The sequence below is a fragment of the Microbulbifer elongatus genome (assembly GCF_020524885.1).
GTDB classification, from domain to species: Bacteria; Pseudomonadota; Gammaproteobacteria; order Pseudomonadales; family Cellvibrionaceae; genus Microbulbifer; species Microbulbifer elongatus_A.
In genome coordinates this window covers 39,734-62,443 of the sequence record NZ_JAIVKJ010000003.1, presented here as the reverse complement: position 1 = coordinate 62,443, position 22,710 = coordinate 39,734, and the positions used below count along the sequence as shown (strand labels likewise).

The window sequence follows — 22,710 nt, the reverse complement described above, 5'->3', positions numbered from 1 at the left end:
ATGAAGTGTGAAAAAGGCGGCCTTCCTTTCGTAAAAAGGCCGCAATACACCACAGTATGGAAAGTTGTGTGAAGACGCTTGCTTTCAGGTCAAGGCGATCACTCGTCGGCGTAACCCGCGCCTACTGCCGGCTTGATATAACGGGGCACTATGCCCTGCGCCTTGGCGGCTTCGCGGATCATCATTTCAATCCAGCCGGCGTCCATCACATTCATGAACTCGTCGTTTTCGTCGAAATTGATATTGGCGCCGGTCACCATCATGAAGGTGTCGGTCACTTCTGTGTTGCTTTCCGGAACGTGCAGCTGGTGAATGGAACCACCCGGCTCGTACAGGTAGCTGCCTGCAGTTTGCGGCTGCTCCGGGTATTCCACGTAGTGCCAGCTGCCTGTCATGGTATACAAATGCACGGCCCCAGTATGAAAGTGCTTGGGTAGGGTAACGCCCGGCTCAAACAACACGCGCAATACCCAGACGCCGTTCTCGGCATCCAGGAAACAGGGATAGACATGCACGCCCGGCAAAACATCTCGGATCAGGGGAAGTTTGCTAGTGTCCAGGGTCAGCAGGGAGTCCTGCGGATGAATAGGCAATGGAAGTACCATAATATTTTCCTCTTATGCTCGGGGCGAGCTTCAGTTTTTATGCTTTGGAGTAAGCTTGACGAATTTCCTGCATGGCTTCGTCAAGCGTGACGGATGGCTGATATCCGAGAAGTTTTTGCGCTTTGCTCGCATCAAAGATGCTCTCGACACCGGTCAGGCGATAAGCCAGACGCGTCACCGGAGGCGCCTTCTTTAGCCCGAATAGTTTGCCGAAAAATTCCAGAACCGGAGCCAGTATGCGCGCGACGCCATTGGGAATACTTTTGGGTTGGGGTAGAGACAGCGTTTGTGACAGCGCATTGAGATATTGCTTCCAGGTCACTCCCTGGCCGTCGGATATCACAAAGATCTCCCCGCTCCCGATACCGTCTTTGCTACCAGCCAGGGTCATTGCATTAACCAGGTTGCGCACGTGTACCAGGCCCGCGTCCCATTCGCCACTACCCATCAGCGCTGGTTTTTTCTCGGACAGGAATTCATGGAAACGATTGACCCACACACTGCCGACGCCATACACATTAGCCGGCCGGATAATCACCGCATGCAAGCCGCGCTCGCGTACCGCTTGCAGCGTGACATCTTCCTGCTGTTGTTTGGCGAACTCGTAGCTGGAGGAAGGCACGCCGCGAGGTGTTGACTCGTCCAACCTGCCACTGCCCATGGCACTGGCAAATGCGGCGATACTAGTGGTGACTACAAAGCGGGCATCCCACTTGAGCGCCAGTAAAATTGCCTGCTCGGTACCACGCACGGTGATATCCACATGTTCCTGGCGCGATCCCCAATCGCTCACCACCGCCGCCAGGTGAAAGATTGTGTCGACCGCACCAATTTCTTCGCTGACGGCATCGAGCTTTCGCACATCCCCGGTGACGGTGCGCACGCGATCGCCCCAGGATTGTGGTACAGGCTCGCCGGGCAGCATCAACGCGATCACATTGCAGCCCTGCTCCAGTAATTGCGCCACCAGGTGGCGGCCGATAAAGCCGCCGGCACCGGTTACAAATACATTTTTCATTGGAATTACCTCGCGTTACTTTGTATTCCCTTGTATTCCCTTGTATTCCCTTGTATTCCCTTGCATTCCCTTGCGTTACTTTGCGTGCTCAAGTTCGCCCGCGCGCCACGGTTCAACAATGACTTTGATGTGGGAGTTGGGTTGCATCAGGGTTTTGAACGCACCCGGCACCCCATCGATACCCACGGTGCCGGTCCACAATGCCTTCCAGTTGACCTGGCCCTTGGCGATACGATTAAGGCATTCGGCAAATTCTTCCGGTGTGTAGTAGTAGGTAAAGCGGATATCCATTTCCTTCACCAGTGCGAAGGCGAAATTCACCGGTGTTTCCGCGGTGTGTACCCCGGTCACTACGAGGCGGGCCTTGGGCGGGGCACGGCGAATAAACCCATCCAGCAGCGTGTGGATTCCCACACATTCAAAAATCACTACCTGGTTATCACCGGCCAGTGCGGCGGCTTTCGCGACTTCATCGTCGCTGGTCGGGTCTACCGCTTCAGTGGCACCGAATTCCAGCGCCATTTCGCGGCTGGAGGCCTGCGGGTCGGAGGCAACGATGTGTCGCACACCGCGCAGACGCAGAGCGGCAATGACAGCAAGCCCGATAGGGCCACAGCCGGCTACCAGCGCCACCTCGTTTTCGCCTATATCCGAGCGATTAACCGAATGCAGTCCGACGGCGAGCGGCTCGGTGATCGCCGCCGCCTGCGGGGAAACCCCTTCCGGCAGTGGCAGCATCAGCGCTTCGTCGAGCAGGAAATATTCGGAATAGGCACCGTTCACACCGGGGGTTACCCCAATACCCGCGCCGTTCTGGGACATCAGAATGGGTACACTGGTGACCTTGGAGCCCACCGCCAGGGCACCCTGGGTTTCCGGACCATAGGCCACGACCTCTGCACTGAATTCATGGCCCAGCATGATGTCCGGGTTGACTTCGAGTTCCGCCGGCATCAAGCCCATCTTTTTGTAGAGGTCGAATACTTCGTCACTGTGACGAGTCAGGTGCAGGTCGGAGCCGCAGATTCCACAGGCGAGGGATTTCACCAGTACCTGCCCCGGTCCCGGTTGTGGAATGTCGACGGTTTCCAGCTGAATGGCGCCGTTGCGCAGCACCACGGATTCCATGGTTTGCATAATGTTTTCTCGAATTTATTTTTATCGTTGATGGTGTCAAAGCGCAGCAACGGCGCGCAGGGGCGCCGCTGCCAGCATGCAATTAATCACCCAGGGTATAGCTGAACTTGACGTTCCAGGAGCGACCGGCCAGTGGCATGTAGTTATGCGCTCCGGCGAACAGCGGCACGTCGTTGATGTAATTGAAGTGATCGCGGTCGGTGAGGTTTTTCCCGGTCAGGGCGACCTGCCAGCTACCATCCACCGGCATGAAGATCAGACCCGCATTCACAAACGCCTTGCCCTGCTCCAGGCTGATCGGATCCAGGTCGTCCGAGCGATAGGTATCGCTGTAGTAGTTGACCGCAAAATTCGATTTCAGCTCGTAGTTACCCAGTGGGAGGTAATGACTGGCCGAGAGGGAAGCTGTGGTGTCAGGGGCATTGGCTGCAGTGCGACCGGAGAGGTCATTGGTGCCCGCAGCGGCACACAGCGCGTTGTTGTAACCCAGCGCCGCGCCCAGCTGGCCGGCGATATCACCTGCAGCGCCCGCGGCCTGGTAGAGCGCCTCGCGCTCCGACAGGAACTGCGCACTGGTACACGCCTGGTTGGGGAATTTGTCGTAGGAGAAATCCAGCAGGCCCAGCGCACCGGACAGAGTCAGGTTATCAGTCACCATCCAGCGGCCATCCACCTCGATGCCCTGGGAAGTGGCTTCCGCCGCATTCTGCACCTCGAAGGTGGTGTTACCACTGAAGATGGCCGCCTGCAGGTCCTCGAAGCGGGTCTGGAATGCGGCCACATTCAGCTCCGCCGCACCGCCGAGCAGGGATGACTTAAGACCGACTTCAAATGAGGTGGCCTTCTCTTCTTCAAAGCTCACGTCTTCAGAGAAGGCGCCGTTGCCGCGGGTCGGACTACGCATGTAGAAGGAGTTGAAACCGCCCGCCTTGAAGCCGGTGGAGAGAGTGGTGTACGCCATAACACTGTCATTCAGGTCGTACTGCAGGTTCACAGACCAGGTAGGGCTGTTTTCCTTGCGCGTCATGCCCGGGTCATTTGCGTTGAAGCTATGCGTGGTAAATTCACCCACCGAACTGGACACCGCGGTTACCCAGGCCTGTTCGGTTGGGGTGGTATTGCGTTCGGCGAAGTCCACCGCGTAAGTGGCCTTGTCTGCTGACTTCTCTTCGCTGGTGTAACGCAGGCCGAGGGTCGTGCGGAAACTGTCGGTGATATGCCAGGTACCCTGCGCAAAGGCACCCAAGGTATCGGTCTGCTGTTGCAGTCGGGCATAACGGCCCACACCATCTGGTATGCCATCAAATGCCGCCGCGGTGCCACAGGAATTTACCAACCCGGCCGGGCCGCCAAGCGCGATCACACCGGCACCGGTGGCAACCGCATCACCACCCACATAGACAGAGCCCAGGTCGCCGCCCATGGCGCCCACGCCTGCAGCACAGCCGCCCAGCAGTACCTGCTGCAGCACCGGGATATTGAACAGGGACAGGCCATCGACGGTCATGTCCTGCTGCTGCCAGTAGAGGCCCGTCATGTATTCGAAGTTGTCACCGGCGCTGCCGCTGAAACGTACTTCCAGACTGCTCTGGGAAAAGTCTTCGGTATCGTCAAAACGCAGGCCATCCAGGGGCGAGTAGTCCGCATCCAGGTAGCGCTCGTAATCGTAGGCCGAGTGACCGGCAACGATATTGAGGGTGCCGGCATCCAGCTCGGTTTCACTCATTACGGTGAATTCGTTGTGGTTGCCGGCCATTTTCTGGGTGGCGCCAAAATTCAGTACCGGGTTGGTGTTACCCATGCTGGTGACGTCGGTACCCTCGATGGCACCCAGAGCCGCCAGGGGCCCCGCAACTTTGGTCGCGTGTGGAAAGGCACCCATGTCAAAGTCCGCGCTCTCCGCGATTGCGGTAATGACGGTACTGTCGGAGACATCCCACTCCAGGGTGGCACGGCCCATCAGCTCGTCACTGCGCGGATCGTTGGTATCGTAAAACTCGTTGTGCACCCAGCCCTTGTCCATCTCGCGGGACAGCAACACCAGGCGACCGCGGACACCGTCTGCCAGCTCACCAGATACCATGCCTTCCAGTTCGCTCTGTTCGAACTCGGGGGTATAACTCGCGCTCAGTTTCGCTGTGAAATCTTCGGTGGGGCGCGCGCTGGTGATATTCAGTGCACCGGCAACGGTGTTTTTTCCAAACAGAATACTCTGCGGACCGCGCAGTACTTCCACACGCTCCACATCCACAAACGCGAAACGGGACTGTGCCGCACGACCGCGGTAAATACCGTTTACAAACGTACCCACGGACTGCTCAAAACCGGCCTGCTCACCAGACTGCATACCGCGGATATTGATCTTGTCGGAAATGGAGCTCTTGGTAACCGACATGTTGGGGATGTATGCGGAAAAATCTTCGAAGCGTTCGATGCCCGCTTCCTGAATTGTCTCGCCGGACATGGCGGAAACCGATAGCGGCACGTCCTGCAGGGACTGCTCGCGTTTCTGTGCGGTTACCGTCACGTTTTCCAGAACGCGACCATTGTTATCCTGACGGTCACTTTCCACAGTGGTTTGCGCCAATGCGGGCATGTTAATCAGGGTGAAAATCAGACTGCTGAGAATTGTACGCTTGGTTTTGAGTTGTGACTCAATCATCGCTAGGCGTCCTCGTTTAGCGTTATTTTTATATGTGCCGGGAGTAACCGATCTGCTGCCGGCATGCCCTTGGTGCTACAGGAACGACTACGAGAGTAATTGAGCCCGAATCATTCGGTTTGATTTTTTGGGACAACCACTTTGCAAAACGGGACACTAGCGATAAGCTCACTCATCGCGGCACCAGAGTTGTGCCACGATTGGCAAAAGCGGCGACAGACCGCAGGTCCATACAACGAATAACAAATAATGAAGCGATGTGAGCCACGAGCATGACTGAATTCGTCAGAGCCGGGTCCCTCAATGGATATGATGAGCTGGCAAGAAAGTTGGGCGCCAACCCGGTACAACTGCAGCGGGCCATCGGCTTGCCCACCAGCCAGCTGCGCGACCCCGACAACCTGATCCCCTATGAGAAGCTCGGCCAATTGCTGGAGCTGACCGCACGGGAAACCGGTACCGAAACCTTTGGCCTGCGCTTGGGCATGAGCCAGGGCTTGCGTGTGCTGGGGTTGTTTGGGGCCTACATGTCCCGCCAGGACAGTGTGACCAGCGCCCTCGCCGTAGGCAGTAAGCACACCCACCTGCATGCCCAGGGGGCCATCCTCACCCTGAATCCCACTGAGCGGGCAGAAACCGCGCTCAAGCTGGATATCCTGGTTGCACAGCACGGCCGCTTTCCGCAATTGATGGCGCTCAGCATCGCACTGATCTACCAGCTGATCCGGGATATGGCTGGCCACCAGTGGCATTCCAGCCGGGTTTTGTTTCGGCATCCGCCACCGGAGAAAGGGAAAGACTTTTACCAGCAGGCCTTCGCTTGTCCGGTGGAATTCAATGCCGAACACGATGGTTTTTTTATCGACCGCGAAACGCTGGCAAAGAAACCGCGCACCTTGGAAGGGCTGGTTAATGAGATTATTTTCAGCCAATTCGAACAGCTGAAAACGGACCCCGATAGCGACCTGACCCCGCTGGTGAAACACGCCATCCTCGGCCTGCTGCCTACCGGAGATTGCAGCAAAACCAACGTTGCACTCTGCCTGGGAATGCATCCGAAAAAGTTGCAGCGGGCGCTCGAATCTTCACAAACAAGTTTTCGATCACTCCTGGAAGAAACCCGCAAGGAAGTCGCCAAAACCGCGGTGTTCAAAAGCAGCATGCCACTCACCAGTATCGCGTTGAATCTCGGTTACGCAGATCTTGCCGTATTCAGCCGGAGCTTCCGCCGCTGGTTTGGCATACCACCTTCCACGGCCGAAGGGCGGCGTCCCTCTTGAAGAAACTCCGAGAAATATTCTTCCGGTTTTAATTTAAAAATTGAATTAATAAGTCAAAATTTCGTCTATTTAGACAACCTGTATTACATGCCCATCCCCCCCTGATCTAAGCTGAATAGCAGTCCTACAACTGCAGTTCCGCATCAAATTCAGGAGTATTATTTTGGGCATTTTACGCAAGCAGTTTGCCTGTTTCGCCCTGCTGACCGGGCTAGTAATAACGGCAGCACAGGCAGCCGAGAAACCCAACATTCTCGCCATCATGGTGGATGACGTGGCGTCAATCTCATTGAGCGCCTATTCCCACGGCATGACCTACCCAACCCCCAATATTGATCGGATCGCCAACGAAGGCGCGCTATTTACCGATCACTACGCACAGCCGAGTTGTACTGCCGGCCGTGCCGCATTCTTTCTCGGGCAGTTACCGGTGCGCTCAGGCCTGGCCACCGTAGGGCAGCCGGGCAACCCCCTGGGTATCGATGAAAAGGATCCCACAATGGCGGAGTTCCTGAAGGCTCAAGGCTATATGACTGCACAGTATGGCAAAAACCATCTCGGCGACCTGGATAAGCACCTGCCTACCAAACATGGCTTCGATGAGTTCTACGGTAACCTGTACCACTTGAACGTGTCCGAGGAACCGGAGCAGGAGGACTATCCGAAAGACGCGGAATTCAAAAAGAAGTTTGGCCCGCGCGGGGTAATCGAATCCTATGCCGACGGGAAAATCACCGATACCGGACCGCTGACCCGCAAACGTATGGAAACCTTCGATGAGGAAATCCTCGAGCGCAGCCTGAACTTTATGGAGAAAGCGCAAAAGGCGGGCAAGCCGTTTTTCATCTGGCATAACACCAGCCGCATGCACGTGTATACCCACCTGAAAGCCGAAAGCCGTCATCTGGCAACTCAAATCAGCTCTGAAGACGATTTGTTCGGCAGCGGCCTGATTGAGCATGACGCTCAAATAGGAAAGCTGCTAGACAAGCTGGATGAACTGGGTGTCGCCGACAACACCATTGTGATTTACACCACCGACAACGGCCCCGAACAGAGTTCCTGGCCAGACGCCGGCACCACCGGGTTCCGCGGTGAAAAAATGACGACCTGGGAAGGCGGTGTGCGCGTTCCTTTCCTGGTGCGCTGGCCCGGACACATTCCTCCCGGTCTCGCGCTGAACGGGATCTCCTCCCACGAGGATGTGTTCCCGACGATTGCCGCTGCTCTGGGAGAGCCGGATCTGCGCGGCAAACTTATGAAGTCGGACAAGGTATATATCGACGGCGAGAACAACCTCGATTACTGGACGGGCAAGCGCAAAGAATCGGCGCGCAACAAAATCTTCTACTACTACGAATCGCAGCTAACCGCACTGCGCGTGGGCCCGTGGAAAATGCACTTCGCTACCAAGCCTGATGGCCTCTATTACGGCGATCTGGTTTTTCACACCATGCCCAAGCTGTTCAACCTGCGCAAAGATCCTCTGGAACACTACGACGGTGTCACCGGTTTCCATCAGATCATGCGTAAAAGCTGGGTGTTCCAGCCAGCGATCCAGATCCTGAACGAGCATCTGGCCACCTTCAAAAAATATCCACCACGGCATAAGTCTGCATCGCTGAATATCAACAAAGCGATTGAGGCCGCAATGGAAACCCAGGAAAATCACTGATTTTCTTGTTCACCAACTAAATAGCGCGACCACTTTTGGCCGCGCTTTCTCTTTCGCTTACCCTACCCACTATTCCAGCTATTGCAGTTGCGCCTGATATCTTTGTGCGGCAACTTCATTCCCCTGCTCGTGATGAATAGAAGCCAATGCAGAAAGGATCTGCCGGTCCCCAGGGAATCGTTGCAGGCCCTTTTCAAGCTCTTTGATTGCTTCCTGGGGCGAACCCTGTGAATTCAGAGCAATCCCGTACACATACACGTAACGTGAGCTCGCAGATTCGCTATCGGCAGCTGCCTTTAGCATTTCCAGCGCCTGGGACATTTTTTTCTGCCGCACCAGGCTTAGACCGAGGGTGTGCTGAATCGGTGCCTTGTCAAAAGCAGTGGACAGCGCATTGCGCAGCAGCGCTTCACTGTCCGCCTCGCGGCCACTCGCCCGGTAAAGATCGGCAAGGTTGATCACCGCGGGCGTGAAATGTGGCGAGAGCGCTACTGCCTGCTTGAGTAGTCGCTCTGCGGAGGCCAGGTCTCCTTCACGACCGCGCAACGATGCCAGGTTAACCAGGCTTTCCGGGCGGTCGCTGTTGAATTCGGCGGACTTCATGTAATCCTTGATGGCCTGCTGGTAGCGCGTGCTGACTTCTTGTGGATACTGCTCCAGCGGTGCCCCCGCCATGGCACTGGCGGCAAGAGAAGCCGTCACGCGTTCGTCCTCATACAACAATGGAATCGCCAACGCGGGGCGAACCTGCTGTGGCACCTGGTCGAGGGACTGCGCCAGCCCAAGGTGTTGCAGCGCGTCATCGCCCTGGGCAATCACCTGCAGCACCTGCGCACTGGTCTGGGACAGGTAGCGCGGCAACATGGATACCGCGGTTGCACGCACGATATCCGGCTGCTTGTCATCCATTACCAGCTTCAACAACTGGCTCTCCGCATCCACAGCGCCAATGCGGCCAGCGTACAGCGCCTCAGCGTAATGTGGGTCGGGCTTGCCGAATTTTTTCTCCAGAACATCTGCTGCCCAGCCATTCGACTGATCGGTGTGACAACCGGTGCAGGCGTTGGGAGATCCGACCTTTTGCGAAATGTCAGGGCGCGGCACCCGGAAGCTGTGATCGCGGCGCGCGTCCACCTGCATATACACCTTGTCGGTCATATGACAGTTCACGCACTGGGCGCCCTCACTCCCAACGGGATGAAAGTGATGGTCGGCGGTATCGAACTTGGAGGGCAAATGGCACTGGGCGCAGACATCGTTGCCTTTCGCGCGCAGTTCCAGGCTGTGCGGGTTGTGGCAGTTACTGCAGGTTACGCCTGCGGCGTGCATCTTGCTCTGCAGGAAAGAGCCCCACACGTAGACTTCGTCATTGATCTGGCCATCGGCATGGTACAGGCCATCGCTAAGCAGCGCCGGGTGGAAGAAGTCCAGGAAGTCGTCGGTGGGCTTTACGCCGGGGTGTTGAGTGCCGCGACGGGAGTGGCACTGGGCGCAGACGGGGATTTCTGCCTGGGTCTCCACGTCGTTACCTATATGGGCAATGCCGGTTTTGTCATCCATTGCCCAGCGCGCCTGGCGGCGGCCATCGAAGTGGATATCCAGGCCCCGACTAGCATCCGCAGCGCGTTGATCCTCCGGCTGTGCTGCCCACGCCATATGCTCCTTGCCCGGGCCGTGGCAGGATTCACAGCCCACATTGATTTCGGACCATTGGGTAGCAAAGGTGTTGGAGGCCCGATCGTAGTTTTTATACAGATTGGTGGAGTGGCAATCCGCGCACTGGAAGTTCCAGTTCTGGTTGATGCCGGTCCAGTGTAGCGGATCGTCCGCCTTGATTTCTTCGTCCGGGTATAAGTGGAACCAGCGCTGGCCACCCTCTTCCTTGGCCCGGGAATCCCAGGAAATACTCAACGCCTGCAACCGCCCACCGGGGAATTCAATCAGGTACTGCTGCAGCGGGTAGATACCGAAGGTGTAGGCAACGGGATAATCGTGCAGCTTGCCGTCCGGCCCATCGGTACGCACAAAGTACTTGCCGTCGCGCTGGTAAAAGGTGGACTCGGTGCCAAAGTAGTCGAACTTTGCGTTGTCGAAATTACCCACCACGGTTTCCGCATCCGGGGTTTTCATGGCGAGGTCATGATGGGATTTCTGCCAGTCTGCAAATTGCTGCTGGTGGCAGCCAGCGCAGGTTTCGGCGCCCACATAGTCCGCGTGGTTATCCGCAGCAGGGGATTTACCGGGTTTCGATTGCGCAGCCGGCTTCACTTGGTCGGTCGGTGTATCCGATGGAGAGACCGGAGCGGTGCTGGTTTCCGCCTCCTTCACTTCCACATTCTTTTCACAGGCACTAATCAGCAGTACCGAGAGTAGAAGGAGGATTAGTGTGCGCATCGAAACTCCAAATTATGTTTTTAATTGGCACCGAGTATAGCTTCTTGCGCCCTCTTCCTCAGCCTCGGATCTGCTAGCGTTAATGAGGAACTCTGAATCAATGGCAGAAAGGAAGCGCCATGTCCGCAAGGGAACAGATCACCGCACTGGAACAAGGCATGGGCCGCGCTATCGTGGGCCAGCGCGACGTTATCCGGCGCCTGATTATCGGACTGCTGGCCAATGGTAACCTGCTGGTGGAGGGGCTGCCGGGGCTCGCCAAAACCCGTGCAATCAAAGCGCTGGCGAAAAACCTCGAGGCCGATTTCAGCCGAATCCAGTTCACGCCAGACCTGTTGCCCGCCGATGTGACCGGCACCGATATGCTGTACCGGGATGGACAGAAGTCCGAGTTCCGTTTCCACCCGGGCCCCATCTTCGCCAACATCGTGCTCGCCGATGAAATCAACCGCGCACCCGCCAAGGTGCAGTCCGCGCTGTTGGAAGCGATGGAAGAGCGTCAGGTCACCGTGGCCGGCAAGACCCACAAGATGCCACCGCTGTTTATGGTGATGGCCACGCAGAACCCCATCGAGCAGGAAGGTACCTATCCTCTACCAGAAGCGCAGATGGACCGCTTCCTGATGCATGTACTGATTACCTACCCGCCAGTAAAAGACGAAGTGGAAGTAATCGAACTGGTACGCAGCGAGGAAATTGCTGCCGCCAATACCACCGTTACAGCTTCAGGGTCAGCGGAGCCACAGCAAGCGGCGGACGTAACCCCCCAACAAGCGGTGTTCGACGCACGCCGCGAAATCGCCGCCATCCATGTATCCCCTGCCATGGTGCGCTATATAGCCGACCTGGTCGAGGCCACCCGCCACCCATCCAGGTTGTCGGAGGAGCTGGCACGCTGGATCGAGATTGGCGCCAGCCCGCGCGGTTCCATCGCACTCGACAAAGCCGGGCGCACCAATGCCTGGCTGGAGGGTCGCGACTATGTGGATCCGCAGGATATTCATGCAGTGATTCACGACTGCCTGCGCCACCGCCTTGGGCTGAGTTTTGAGGCCCAGGGGGAAGGTATCAGTGCCGATCAGGTGATCGACGAACTACTGAAACTCGTCGCCCTGCCCTGAGTCGGGAAAATCAGGTCACCATGTTCAATTTTCAGATTCGCAGTCGCAATCGGAGCCGGGCCAGCGTCACCACCGTCGTCGCGCCGGAATCGGCGACAGACCCACGCATCCATGTGGACCTTGCACATTTGCAGGCGCTCGAAGGCCCGGCGCAAACCCTGAACTTGCTGCCGCGCCAGCCCGCCCGCAGCGTGCTCGCCGGGCGGCATTCCTCGCGCCTGCGTGGGCGCGGACTGAATTTTGAAGAACTGCGCGAGTACTGGCCGTCGGACGATGTGCGTGCCATCGACTGGAAGGTAACCGCGCGTACCGGCGAGCCCCATGTGCGGGTCTACACCGAGGAGCGCGACCGTCCGGCGCTGATTGTGGTGGACCAGCGCATGTCCATGTTCTTTGGCACCCGCCACGCAATGAAATCCACCACTGCCGCCGAGGCCGCCGCGCTGGCGGCCTTTGCGGTACTAGACCAGGACGACCGCATGGGCGGTATCGTGGTGCGCGACAATGGCCTCTACACCCAGCGCCCGAAGCGCAACCGCCGTGCCCTCACTCGATTTCTCAGCGAAATCGCGCGCGCAAATAAAAAGCTGCACGCCGATGCGCCCCCCGCCGCCCCCACGTCACTGGACACGGTATTGCAGGCCGTTGCGAATATCGCCCGGCGCGATCATTTGGTGTTGCTGATCAGTGACTTCGATGTGGCGGGCCCTGCCACCGAGCGACTGCTAAGCGGCATCGCGCGGCACAACGATGTGGTTCTGGTGCCGGTGGTCGACCCCACCGGAGAGGCGGTGCCCGAGTCGCTGGTCAGCGCCATCTCCGATGGCGAGCTCCAGGCAACCCTGGATACCCGCAGCGTGGACACTATCCAAGCGATGAACCACTTCAATCGCGAGCGTCGCCAAATTATCAACGACTGGCACCTGCGCTATGACCTGCCGGTGGCTCAGCTTTCCACCGCGGAAGAAACCCTGCCACAGCTGCAGCGACTGCTGGGATTAATACCGCCATCGCCACCACCGACAAGCAGACAAGCGGGCGAGGATTGATTGCCAATGCAGGAAGCCACGTCCATCCCACAAACAACAAGCCCTGCAAACACCAATCCTGCAGCAGGTGAGGAAACGCTGCCGGATATGATCGCGCAGCTAGTGCCACCGCCGGAGCCACCGGCAATTCCCATGTGGCCAGCAACGCCACTGGCGAAGGGGCTCTGCGCGCTGTTCTTACTCATACTGCTGCTCTTTATCTGGCGGCAAATACACATCTACCGCGCCAACGCCTATCGCCGCGCGGCCCTCGCCGAGCTGCGACAGGGCGAAGGCGATGCCGCACAGATCGCCGCAATACTCCGCCGCACGGCGCTCGCCGCCTACCCACGCGAAGAAGTTGCCGCGCTTACCGGCGAGCACTGGCTCGAATTTCTCAACCAGCACTACCCGGGCAATGCATTCGAGGGTGAGGTCGGGCACGAGCTACTCCAGAGCCCCTACCGCAAAACCACCAGCCATAAATCGGATGCGCTGATCCAGGCCGCGCAAGACTGGATTCGCCAGCACAAAGTCGTGCAGCCAAAGGCCGGCTGGTTCCACTTGTCTGCTAAACCCGCGGGGGCCACATCGTGATCGACTTCGCCGCGCCCTGGGCTTTTCTGCTGCTACCTCTGCCATTGCTGGTATGGAAATTCGCCCCGGCGCACCGCGAGCGAGTACGCGCCCTGAGGGTGCCCTTCTTTCAGCAATTGGTAGACGCCATCGGCATCAAGGCGGGTTCCGGCGCTATGGTGCTAGACCGCAACTGGTGGCAGTGGCTACTGGGTTGCGTGATCTGGGCTCTGATCGTCACCGCCCTGGCGCGGCCGGAATACGAAGGCGATGCGGTAACGCTGCAGAAACCGGCGCGGGACCTGATCGTCGCGGTGGATATTTCCGGTTCCATGGAGCAGCTGGACTTTATCGCCGGCGATGGTGCGAAGATGGAACGCCTCGACGGTGTCAAGCGGGTGCTCCAGCCATTTCTGGAAGGCCGCGAGGGCGAGCGGGTGGCACTGATCGTGTTCGGCACCAAGGCCTTCGTGCAGGCACCGCTCACCACCGACCTGGGTACTCTGCTGGAACTGCTGCAGCAGACCGAGGTTGGCATGGCCGGTCCCCATACGGCTTTGGGTGACGCCATCGGCCTCGCTATCCGCCAGTTTGAAAGCAGCGAAGTGGAACAGCGCCTGCTGATTCTGTTAAGCGACGGCAGCGACACCGCCAGTACCATGAGCCCGGCCAATGCCGCCGCCATTGCCGCACAGAACAAGGTAAAAATTCTCACCATCGGTGTGGGTGACCCGAACAGTGAAGACAAAGAAAACCGTGTCGACATTGAGACCCTTACCGAGATCGCCAAGCGCACCGGCGGTGAATTCTATTTTGCCAACGATGAAAAAGCCCTGGCCGCGGTGTACGACCAGATCGATAAACTGGCACCAAAAATGGTCGACAGTGAAACCTACCGTCCCCATCACTCCCTGGCCTACTGGCCGATGGGGCTTGCGATGTTGCTGGGGCTATTGGCCCTGGCCAGCCGCTTGCTTGGCAGCGGCGCTTTCGCAAAAGCAACCGCTCGCAGGGCCACCTCATGAGTAGTCTGCTCGAAGCCTTCTCGGTGTTTCACTTCCTGCGCCCGGCCTTGCTGCTGTTCCTTGTACCAATATTTCCACTCTGGTGGTTCTTCCGCCGAGACCAGCGTAGCGACGCCGAGACCAGTGGCCAGATTGCACCACACCTGGCCAAAGCGCTTGCAGTTGGCGAGCGGAGCCGGCACAAGTTCAAACCGGTGGACCTGATCGCCTTGCTACTCACGTTACTGGCCCTCGGCGCCGCGGGCCCCAGCTGGACGCGTCTGCCCGACCCGCTCATGGCAAAAACCACACCGCTGGTCGTTGTACTGAAAGTCAGCGACAGCATGACGGAAAAAGACGTACCGCCAGAGCGGCTGGCACGGGCCAAACAGAAAGTGCTAGACCTGCTGGAAACCCGCGACGGCGCACCCACCGCCCTCGTCGCCTATGCCGGCAGTGCCCATCGCGTAGTGCCACTGACGGAAGACCAGGAACTGCTGCGACCCTACCTCGAAGGTCTCAGTCCCGACGTGATGCCAGTACCGGGAGAAAACGCCACAGCCGCGCTGAAGCTGGCGGAGCAGATACTGGCCAGGGACGAGACACCCGGAGGCATCCTGTTTGTGCTGGACAGCCTGAGCGACAGTGATGCCAGTGCCATGGCAAAGCGCACGGAAAAAAACAGCCTGGGTTTTCTGCTGGTAGCTCCGGGCAACGACAATGGTGGTGCCGTTTCCCTGGTCAGCGACTCAACCGTAGAACGCGTGACAGCGGACAAGAGCGACCTGCGTGCGCTCAACCGCTATTTCAATAGTGCCTTCCAACAGGCACTGGCCTCGGATGAAAACCTGCAGTGGGAAGATCGCGGCTGGTGGCTGGCATGGCCCGCGGCGCTGCTGGCACTGCTGTGGTTCCGCCGCGGCTGGGCCATGTCTTCAAGAGCCATCGCATCCAGCACGAGCGCTATAGCGGTTTTCGTATTGCTAAGCAATTTCCCGAACCATGCCAATGCTCAGGTCAGCGCGGAAAGCGAAACGAAAACAGGTGGCGGGCTAATGGGACGGCTGCTGACCCCGGACCAGCAGGGGCAGTGGTTCAGCTACCGCCATGACTACCGCCGCGCTGCGGAAAGTTTTCAGGACCCGTACCGCAAGGGCTATGCGTTGTACGAAGCCGGGCAATTTGAAGACGCCGCCAATGCACTTGCCGGCCTAACTACACCGGAAGCCCTGTTTACCCGCGGTATGGCAATGGCAAAAACCGGCCAGTACGAGGGCGCTGTCGCGGCGTTTCAGCAGGTGTTGCAGTTGGACCCGGAATATCCGGGAGCAAAAGAAAACCTGGCGCTGACGAAGAAAATTATCGCGTACATGGAAGATTCTCGCGGTGAGGAGGAGGAAGAACTAGAAGCATCCGATGACGAGGGAGAGGAGTCCGACTTCGACCAGGAGCAGGAGCCTCAGGAACAAATGAAGACAAAAAAGGACAACCCGGTCAGTGCCGACCAGTGGATGTCCACCCTCGACACCAGCACCGGTGAATACCTGAAACAGCGCTTTGCCGCCGAAGCCGCCAATGCCCCGAATGAGAAAAACGAAACCGAGGAAGACAGCACCGGGGACAACAATCCATGAAGCGATGGACGGTACTCCTCACCACGTGGATGCTTAGCGCCGCCACCCTGGCGGCAGACAAGCCAATCATCGAATCCAAACTGTCGGAAGTAAAAGCCGTTCCCGGCCAGTCCATCTCCCTGTTCGTCACCATCCTGGTGCCTACCTGGATGACCCAACCAGCGGACTTCCCGGAGTTCGACCAACCCAACCTCTCGGTGACTCTTCCCGGGCGTTCCTCTCTCGCCGTCAGCCGGGTCATCGATGGGCAGACCTGGGCCGGCGTCACCCGGGAATACCTTATCGTCCCGCTGGCGCCGGGCAACTACCAACTCCCCGCCGGCGAGATCAAGGTGACCTATAGCGATCCTGACGGCACCGGCGAGCTGCAAACCGCACTCAGACTTGCCCCGCCTCCGATTAGGGTTACAACGCCCAAAGGTGCCGAGGGGCTGACTCCGTTTATCGCCGCCAGGGATCTGACGCTCACCCAGAAAATCGAAGGTGACCCGGAAGATCTCCGCCCTGGCGACGCCTTTTCCCGCACCGTCACCGCCATCATCGAAGGCACCACGGTGATGTTTATTCCGCAGCTGCTCGACACCCGCAGTCCGGAGGGGCTCGCCGCCTACGCCGATGCGCACAAGGCAGCCGACAAGACCGATCCGCGCACCGATGCGACTACCGGCACCCGCAGCGAGCGTATGACCTATGTGGCGGAAGGTCGTGCGCGCGGTACCCTGCCGGCGATCACCCTGCGCTGGTATGACCTGGACGATGACAATATCAAAACCACCAGCGTCGATGAAATAAAAGTACATGCGCGCGGCCCCGGCGCACTCGCAGGCACTAGCCTATGGGAAAAACTTCTCATACTCGCCGCCGCCGCCGTTTTCCTGTGGCTGATCTGGCGTTGGGGCCTGCCGCGGATTCACGAGTTCCAGAACAAGCGTGCCCTGCGCGCAGAAGCCAGCGGGCTCGCCGCCTGGCAACGTATGTACACCGCCTGTAATACCCGCAACTACGCCGCCCTGTTACAGGCAACCAGGGAATACAAACGCCGTGTGCCATCGGCGGCACAGAGCCTTCAGCCGGCACTACTGGCCCTGGGCGCCATGCAATATGGCGACACTCCGGCCAGTGTTTCCAGCGCCGCCGTCTGGCGCCAGTTGACCAAGGCCATCGAGGCATTGCGGCCCAAGGCCGCCCGTGCCCAGCAACCCCCATTGCCACCGCTTAACCCCTGACTCTGTGCGTACCTCTGCCCTGAAGCTCGGCGTTCATTCGATTCGACGGTCACACTTCACAAAATTTTCTACGCCACCGGCAACATCGAGAAAATCCGTCTAAGGTGATTAGAGATGTAGATTTACCTGCCTGCTATTAGCGGCGACCGTTACTGCGAGATGTAACTATGCAGTTTGCAATGACTCAGCGACTTCTGCTGATTCTCATTTGTGGATTGGTTGTGGCCACAACGGCCGCAGCCGCGGATCCACTGCCCTCCTGGAATGACGGGCCGACCAAAGAGGCCATCGTAGGCTTCGTGGAAAATGTCACGAAAAGCGGTTCACCGGATTTCGTACCGGAAAACCAGCGCATAGCTACCTTCGACAACGACGGCAATTTGTGGTCGGAGCAGCCTGTTTATTTCCAATTGATCTATGCGCTGGATCAAGTGAAGAAGATGGCTCCTGAGCACCCCGAGTGGAAAACCCAAGAACCTTTCGCCTCGATCCTGAGGGGCGACACCGCCAAAGTGATGGCCAGTGGCAAAGAGGGCCTGATGAAAATTCTCGCCGCCACCCACACCAATATGACCGCGGAAGAATTCCAAGCCAATGTGGCTGACTGGCTGAAAACCGCCCGCCACCCGAAAACCAACCGTCCCTACAATGAAATGATCTATCAGCCGATGCTGGAATTGCTGGGTTACCTGCGCGCTAACGGGTTCAAGACGTTTATCGTCTCCGGCGGCGGTGTGGACTTTATGCGGGTTTTCGCCGAGCAAACCTACGGGATTCCCCCGGATCAGGTAGTGGGCTCCAGCCTCAAGGCAAAATACGAAGTTAAAAATGGCAAACCGGTCATTATCAAGCTACCGGAAATCAACTTGGTGGATGACAAGGAGGGCAAGCCGGTAGGCATTCACCAGTACATCGGCCAGCGACCGATCTTTGCCTCGGGTAATTCCGATGGTGATTATCAAATGCTGGAGTGGACCACCGCCGGCGAGGGCCCGCGCTTTGGCCTGATATTGCACCATACGGATGGCAAACGGGAGTGGGCCTACGACCGCGACTCCCATATCGGCCAATTGAACAAAGGTCTTGATGACGCCAGCAAGAAAGGCTGGGTGGTTATCGACATGCAGAAAGACTGGAAGGTGGTTTACCCCTTTGACAAACCCTAATCCACAGCCCGCTCTAGTAACCCCACTGTATAACTCCCGTCACGGTCAGTCCTGGAGGATCCTATGAAACGACTTTCCCTGCGCCGTTTACTCAAAGTGCCGATCTCACTCACGGCCGCGGCACTACTTACCGTATTCCATGGCTCGACCCAGGCTCAGGAAAAACCCAATATCCTGGTGATCTGGGGCGATGACATCGGTGTATGGAATATCAGTGCCAACAGCAGAGGCATGATGGGTTACAAGACTCCCAATATTGATCGCATTGCCAAAGAGGGCCTCGGTTTCACCGACTACTACGGGCAGCAATCCTGCACTGCCGGTCGCGCCGCCTTTATGGGCGGTAATGTCCCGGTACGCACGGGTATGACAAAAGTGGGGCTACCGGGGGCGAAAGAAGGTTGGCAGAAAACCGACGTGACCATCGCTGCGGTGATGAAAAGCCTCGGTTATGCCACCGGTCAGTTTGGTAAAAACCACTTCGGTGACCGCGACGAGCATTTGCCGACCAACCACGGCTTCGATGTATTCTTCGGTAACCTCTATCACCTGAATGCGGAAGAGGAACCGGAAAATCGTGACTACCCGAAAGATCCCGAATTCCGCAAAAAATTTGGCCCTCGCGGCGTAGTTAAAGCCACTGCCGACGGCAAGATCGAAGATACCGGCCCGCTGACCAAGAAACGCATGGAAACCATAGACGAGGAAACCCTCGCCGCTGCCATGGACTTTATCAAGCAGCAGGTAAATGCGGGCAAGCCATTCTTTGTCTGGTGGAATGCCACCCGTATGCACTTCCGCACGCATGTGAAGGAAGAGCACAAGGGGCTTTCCGGCCCAACGGGCAATGAATATCAGGATGGAATGGTGGAACACGACCAGCATGTAGGCCAGCTACTGGATCTGCTGGACCAGCTGAAAATTACCGACAACACCATCGTATTCTATTCAACAGACAACGGTCCTCACTTCAACACCTGGCCCGATGCCGGCACCACCATTTTCCGCAGTGAGAAAAACTCCAACTGGGAAGGTGCTTACCGGGTACCCGCGTTTGTACGCTGGCCGGGAAAATTCCCTGCAGGAAAAGTGCTCAACGGGATCGTCTCACACGAAGACTGGCTGCCTACCTTTGCCGCCGCCGGTGGTAACCCCAATATCAAGGACCAGTTACTCAAGGGCACCAAGCTGATCGGCCGCAGCTACAAAAACTATATCGATGGCTACAATATGCTCGACTACCTGACCGGAACAACGGAAGAATCCCCCCGTCGAGAGTTCATTTACGTGAATGATGATGGTCAGATCGTCGCCATGCGCTACGATGCGTGGAAAGCGGTCTTCCTGGAAAACCGCGGCAAGGCCTTTGGCGTGTGGATGGAGCCCTTTACCGAATTGCGGGTGCCGCTGATCTTCAACCTGCGCCGCGATCCTTTCGAACGCGCCCAGCACAACGCCAACAGCTACTACGACTGGTTACTTGAGCGCGCCTTCGTGCTGGTACCGCTACAGCAAATGGCCGCGAAGTTCCTGAAAACCATGGAGGAATATCCACCCAGCCAATCACCCGGCTCGTTTAACCTCAAAAAAATTGAGGAGCAGCTGAGATCCGGTGCCGCGCACAGTAACTGATTGGGTCCTCCCACCAAAAAAAGCCCGCACAACCGTGCGGGCCTTTTTGTTGGTAAACCGTGAACATCGTGGCAGTGACTTACTTCATTTCCACGACCACTTTCTCTATCTCCCCGGTAAACGCATTTGGCGGCTCGTATTCATGGGTCACTGGCTGTCCGGTGTCTTCTCCGATACCGAAGGTATCGATACCAAAACGTCCGGCGACGGTTTCGGGTACTTCTCCGGTGGCCACGGTTTCGCCGTTGACCTTGAGGGTCAGCTTTGCCGCGCCGCCGGGCTTATCACCCTGGTAATCGAAGTCCACTTCAATGTTCGCATCACCGGTGACGGCTTTGTTGCCTTTCAAGGTGGTGTGCTTTTCAAAGAAGTTGTAATCGAATACCGGCACCCCTTTATCCAAATACAACACCAGTCCGGCGGCCACACCGCCCACCGCCAGGATCACCCCTTCGGTCTTGGCACCCTCGGCTTTCACATCGGCGGTCAGTGTCCAGGACGCATTCTTCATGGAAGGGCCGGCCACTTCGGGGATACGCACAGCGCCCGGGTAGTAGGTGTAAATTGTGGAATCGGGAATAGCCCCCGGCACCGGCGGCTTGGGCATACCCAAGCGGCCCGCGCCGCGGTCATCCATTGGGTACACCTCGTTGTCCTTTGCAGCCTGATCGAACTTCTTCTTCAGTTCTGCAAGTTTGTCGGGGTTTTCCGTTGCGAGGTTATTGGCCTCAGAGAAATCCTCTTCGAGGTTATACAGCTCCCACTCGTCTTTTTCCCAATTGCCCGGCGCCAGATCCTGCCTCCATGGCAATGTATGCTGCGCATTCGCCTTCCATCCATCGGCATACATGGAACGGTTACTGAATACCTCAAAGTATTGCTCTGGACGCCCGCTAAACTGCGGGTCACTGAAGCTGGCGAGGAACGACTTGCCCACCAACGGCTTCTGCTCGATACCATTGACCGTTTCCGGCATGGGCACATTGGCGGCTTCCAGAATAGTCGGCACAACATCCACCAGATGCAGGAATGCATCCCGGGGCTGGTCATCGTGTTTTATCTTGGCGGGCCAGCGGATCACCATCGGGTTGCGGGTACCACCCAGGTGCGAGGCAACCTGCTTGACCCACTGGAACGGCGTGTTGCCAGCCCAGGCCCAACCGACCGGGTAATGGGGCTCCGATTCCGGCCCACCCAGCTTGTCGAGATTTTCCAGGATCTCATCCAGTGTTGTTGGCAAGCCGTTCAGGTTTTTAATTTCATTCATGGTGCCATCGGGCCCGCCTTCCGCGGATGCGCCATTGTCGCCAACGATGTAAATCACCAGCGTATTGTCGGCATCGGGCAACTCATCCACCGCGTCAATAAGCCGCCCTACTTCGTGGTCGGTAAAGGCAAAGTAACCGGCAAAGTTCTCAAACAGCGCGTTGTAGGCTTTTTTCTGATCATCACTCAGGCTGTCCCACGCGGGCACCCATTCCGGTCGCTCCGTCAGCTTGGTGTCGGCCGGCACTATGCCCATTTCCTTCTGACGCTTGAATACCTCTTCGCGATATTTGTCCCAGCCCATATCGAACTTGCCCTTGAACTTCTCACGCCACTCGGCGGTGACGTGATGGGGCGCATGCATGGCCCCGGGGGCGAAATACATAAAGAACGGTTTGTCCGGGGCAACAGACTTGGCAAACTTCATACGGGCGATGGCGCGGTCGGTCATGTCCCTCATGAAGTGGTAGCCCTCTTCCGGCGACTTGTCCGGCTCGACCGGCACCGTGTTCTCAAACAGCACCGGATAGTACTGGTGGGTTTCCCCGGCGTTAAATCCGTAGAAGTAATCAAAGCCCAGGCCCGTCGGCCAGCGGTCGAAGGGGCCGGATACTGTAGCTTCCCAGTCCGGCGTATTGTGGTTCTTGCCGTACCACCAGGTGCTGTAGCCATTGCCTTTTAATATTTCGGCAATGGTCGCGGTGCTTTTCGGGATATAGGAGGAGTAGCTGGGAAAGCCCGTTGCCCATTCCATCAGGAAGCCACTGCCCGACTGGTGATGGTTGCGCCCGGTCAACAGTGCCGCGCGCGATGGGCCGCAGATAGCGGTGGTGTGGAAGCGGTTATAGCGCAGTCCTTCGTTCGCCAGTTTATCCAGATTCGGGGTCGGGATCAGGCCACCGAAAGTGGACGTCTGCCCAAAGCCCACGTCATCCAGCAGGATCACAATTACGTTCGGTGCACCTTCCGGTGCCGCTGGTACTTTCTGCCAGGCAGACTCCGACTCCTCGTAGGTCGTGCCGATACTGCCTTCGAAGGGCGACAGGTCGTTTGGCAGATGCTCCCGGTCGGGCCAGTTGTCACTATTGTTACCCTGCGTCTGTGCGGCGGTTGCCGGCCCGCTACGGTCAGACTCATTCACTGACGCCGCGAGGTCTGTCTGCTTATCCGCAGCGGAAGCGCTGTTTGCGTCCGGCGGGGGCGCGGCATCACGGGAACAGCCGCTTAACGTCAGGGATAGAATCAATGCCGATAGCGCTGCACCAGTAAATCTTGTCACCACTTCT

Annotated in this window: 16 protein-coding genes; 10 read left to right on the top strand and 6 right to left on the bottom strand. The window is 57.8% G+C overall.

The genetic code is table 11. The features are described from left to right. Nucleotides 1-98: 98 nt before the first annotated feature. From LC059_RS12350 to LC059_RS12335, 4 genes are all read right to left on the bottom strand, one after another. Nucleotides 99-605, bottom strand: coding sequence for a 2,4'-dihydroxyacetophenone dioxygenase family protein (locus LC059_RS12350; protein ID WP_226704174.1), 507 nt, complete (start codon nt 603-605; stop codon nt 99-101). A 37-nt stretch (nt 606-642) separates the two neighbouring features. After that, nucleotides 643-1,623, bottom strand: coding sequence for an NAD-dependent epimerase/dehydratase family protein (locus LC059_RS12345; protein ID WP_226704173.1), 981 nt, complete (start codon nt 1,621-1,623; stop codon nt 643-645). 75 nt (nt 1,624-1,698) lie between these two features. Next, nucleotides 1,699-2,760: a zinc-binding dehydrogenase gene (locus LC059_RS12340; protein WP_226704172.1), complete on the bottom strand. Its 1,062-nt coding sequence runs from the start codon at nt 2,758-2,760 to the stop codon at nt 1,699-1,701. Between the two features lie 82 nt (nt 2,761-2,842). Next, complete coding sequence (locus tag LC059_RS12335; RefSeq protein WP_226704171.1) at nt 2,843-5,422, bottom strand: TonB-dependent receptor; 2,580 nt, start codon at nt 5,420-5,422, stop codon at nt 2,843-2,845. Between the two features lie 272 nt (nt 5,423-5,694). On the opposite strand from LC059_RS12335, the gene LC059_RS12330 reads away from it, so the two are divergent. Beyond that, on the top strand, nt 5,695-6,702 hold the full coding sequence (locus LC059_RS12330) for an AraC family transcriptional regulator (RefSeq protein WP_226704170.1): 1,008 nt from the start codon (nt 5,695-5,697) through the stop codon (nt 6,700-6,702). A gap of 163 nt (nt 6,703-6,865) precedes the next feature. Continuing rightward, nucleotides 6,866-8,377 (top strand): arylsulfatase, encoded by a 1,512-nt coding sequence (locus LC059_RS12325; protein WP_226704169.1) that lies wholly within the window; start codon nt 6,866-6,868, stop codon nt 8,375-8,377. A 78-nt stretch (nt 8,378-8,455) separates the two neighbouring features. Here LC059_RS12325 and LC059_RS12320 read toward each other — a convergent pair whose 3' ends face one another. Further along, nucleotides 8,456-10,771 carry a tetratricopeptide repeat protein gene (locus LC059_RS12320; protein WP_226704168.1) on the bottom strand — a complete coding sequence of 772 codons (2,316 nt, stop codon included), beginning with the start codon at nt 10,769-10,771 and terminating at the stop codon, nt 8,456-8,458. Nucleotides 10,772-10,890: 119 nt separating this feature from the next. On the opposite strand from LC059_RS12320, the gene LC059_RS12315 reads away from it, so the two are divergent. From LC059_RS12315 to LC059_RS12280, 8 genes are all read left to right on the top strand, one after another. Then, on the top strand, nt 10,891-11,892 hold the full coding sequence (locus LC059_RS12315; RefSeq protein ID WP_226704167.1) for an AAA family ATPase: 1,002 nt from the start codon (nt 10,891-10,893) through the stop codon (nt 11,890-11,892). Between the two features lie 20 nt (nt 11,893-11,912). After that, nucleotides 11,913-12,941 (top strand): DUF58 domain-containing protein, encoded by a 1,029-nt coding sequence (locus LC059_RS12310; protein WP_226704166.1) that lies wholly within the window; start codon nt 11,913-11,915, stop codon nt 12,939-12,941. Between the two features lie 6 nt (nt 12,942-12,947). Continuing rightward, nucleotides 12,948-13,517: a DUF4381 domain-containing protein gene (locus LC059_RS12305; protein ID WP_226704165.1), complete on the top strand. Its 570-nt coding sequence runs from the start codon at nt 12,948-12,950 to the stop codon at nt 13,515-13,517. Beyond that, nucleotides 13,514-14,521 carry a VWA domain-containing protein gene (locus LC059_RS12300; protein ID WP_226704164.1) on the top strand — a complete coding sequence of 336 codons (1,008 nt, stop codon included), beginning with the start codon at nt 13,514-13,516 and terminating at the stop codon, nt 14,519-14,521. Before LC059_RS12305 ends, LC059_RS12300 begins: the two co-directional genes overlap by 4 nt. Next, a complete protein-coding gene (locus LC059_RS12295; RefSeq protein ID WP_226704163.1) occupies nt 14,518-16,134 on the top strand; it encodes a vWA domain-containing protein in 1,617 nt (538 codons plus the stop codon). Before LC059_RS12300 ends, LC059_RS12295 begins: the two co-directional genes overlap by 4 nt. After that, a complete protein-coding gene (locus tag LC059_RS12290; protein WP_226704162.1) occupies nt 16,131-17,360 on the top strand; it encodes a BatD family protein in 1,230 nt (409 codons plus the stop codon). Before LC059_RS12295 ends, LC059_RS12290 begins: the two co-directional genes overlap by 4 nt. A 179-nt stretch (nt 17,361-17,539) precedes the next feature. Further along, the gene (locus LC059_RS12285) at nt 17,540-18,526 is read left to right on the top strand and encodes an HAD family hydrolase (RefSeq protein WP_226704161.1); all 987 of its coding nucleotides are present in this window, start codon (nt 17,540-17,542) and stop codon (nt 18,524-18,526) included. Between the two features lie 63 nt (nt 18,527-18,589). Next, nucleotides 18,590-20,158 carry an arylsulfatase gene (locus tag LC059_RS12280; protein ID WP_226704160.1) on the top strand — a complete coding sequence of 523 codons (1,569 nt, stop codon included), beginning with the start codon at nt 18,590-18,592 and terminating at the stop codon, nt 20,156-20,158. Nucleotides 20,159-20,237: 79 nt separating this feature from the next. Here the strand turns inward: LC059_RS12280 and LC059_RS12275 are convergent, their stop codons facing one another. After that, nucleotides 20,238-22,703, bottom strand: a complete 2,466-nt coding sequence (locus LC059_RS12275; protein WP_226704159.1) for a sulfatase-like hydrolase/transferase — start codon at nt 22,701-22,703, stop codon at nt 20,238-20,240. Nucleotides 22,704-22,710 lie beyond the last annotated feature (7 nt).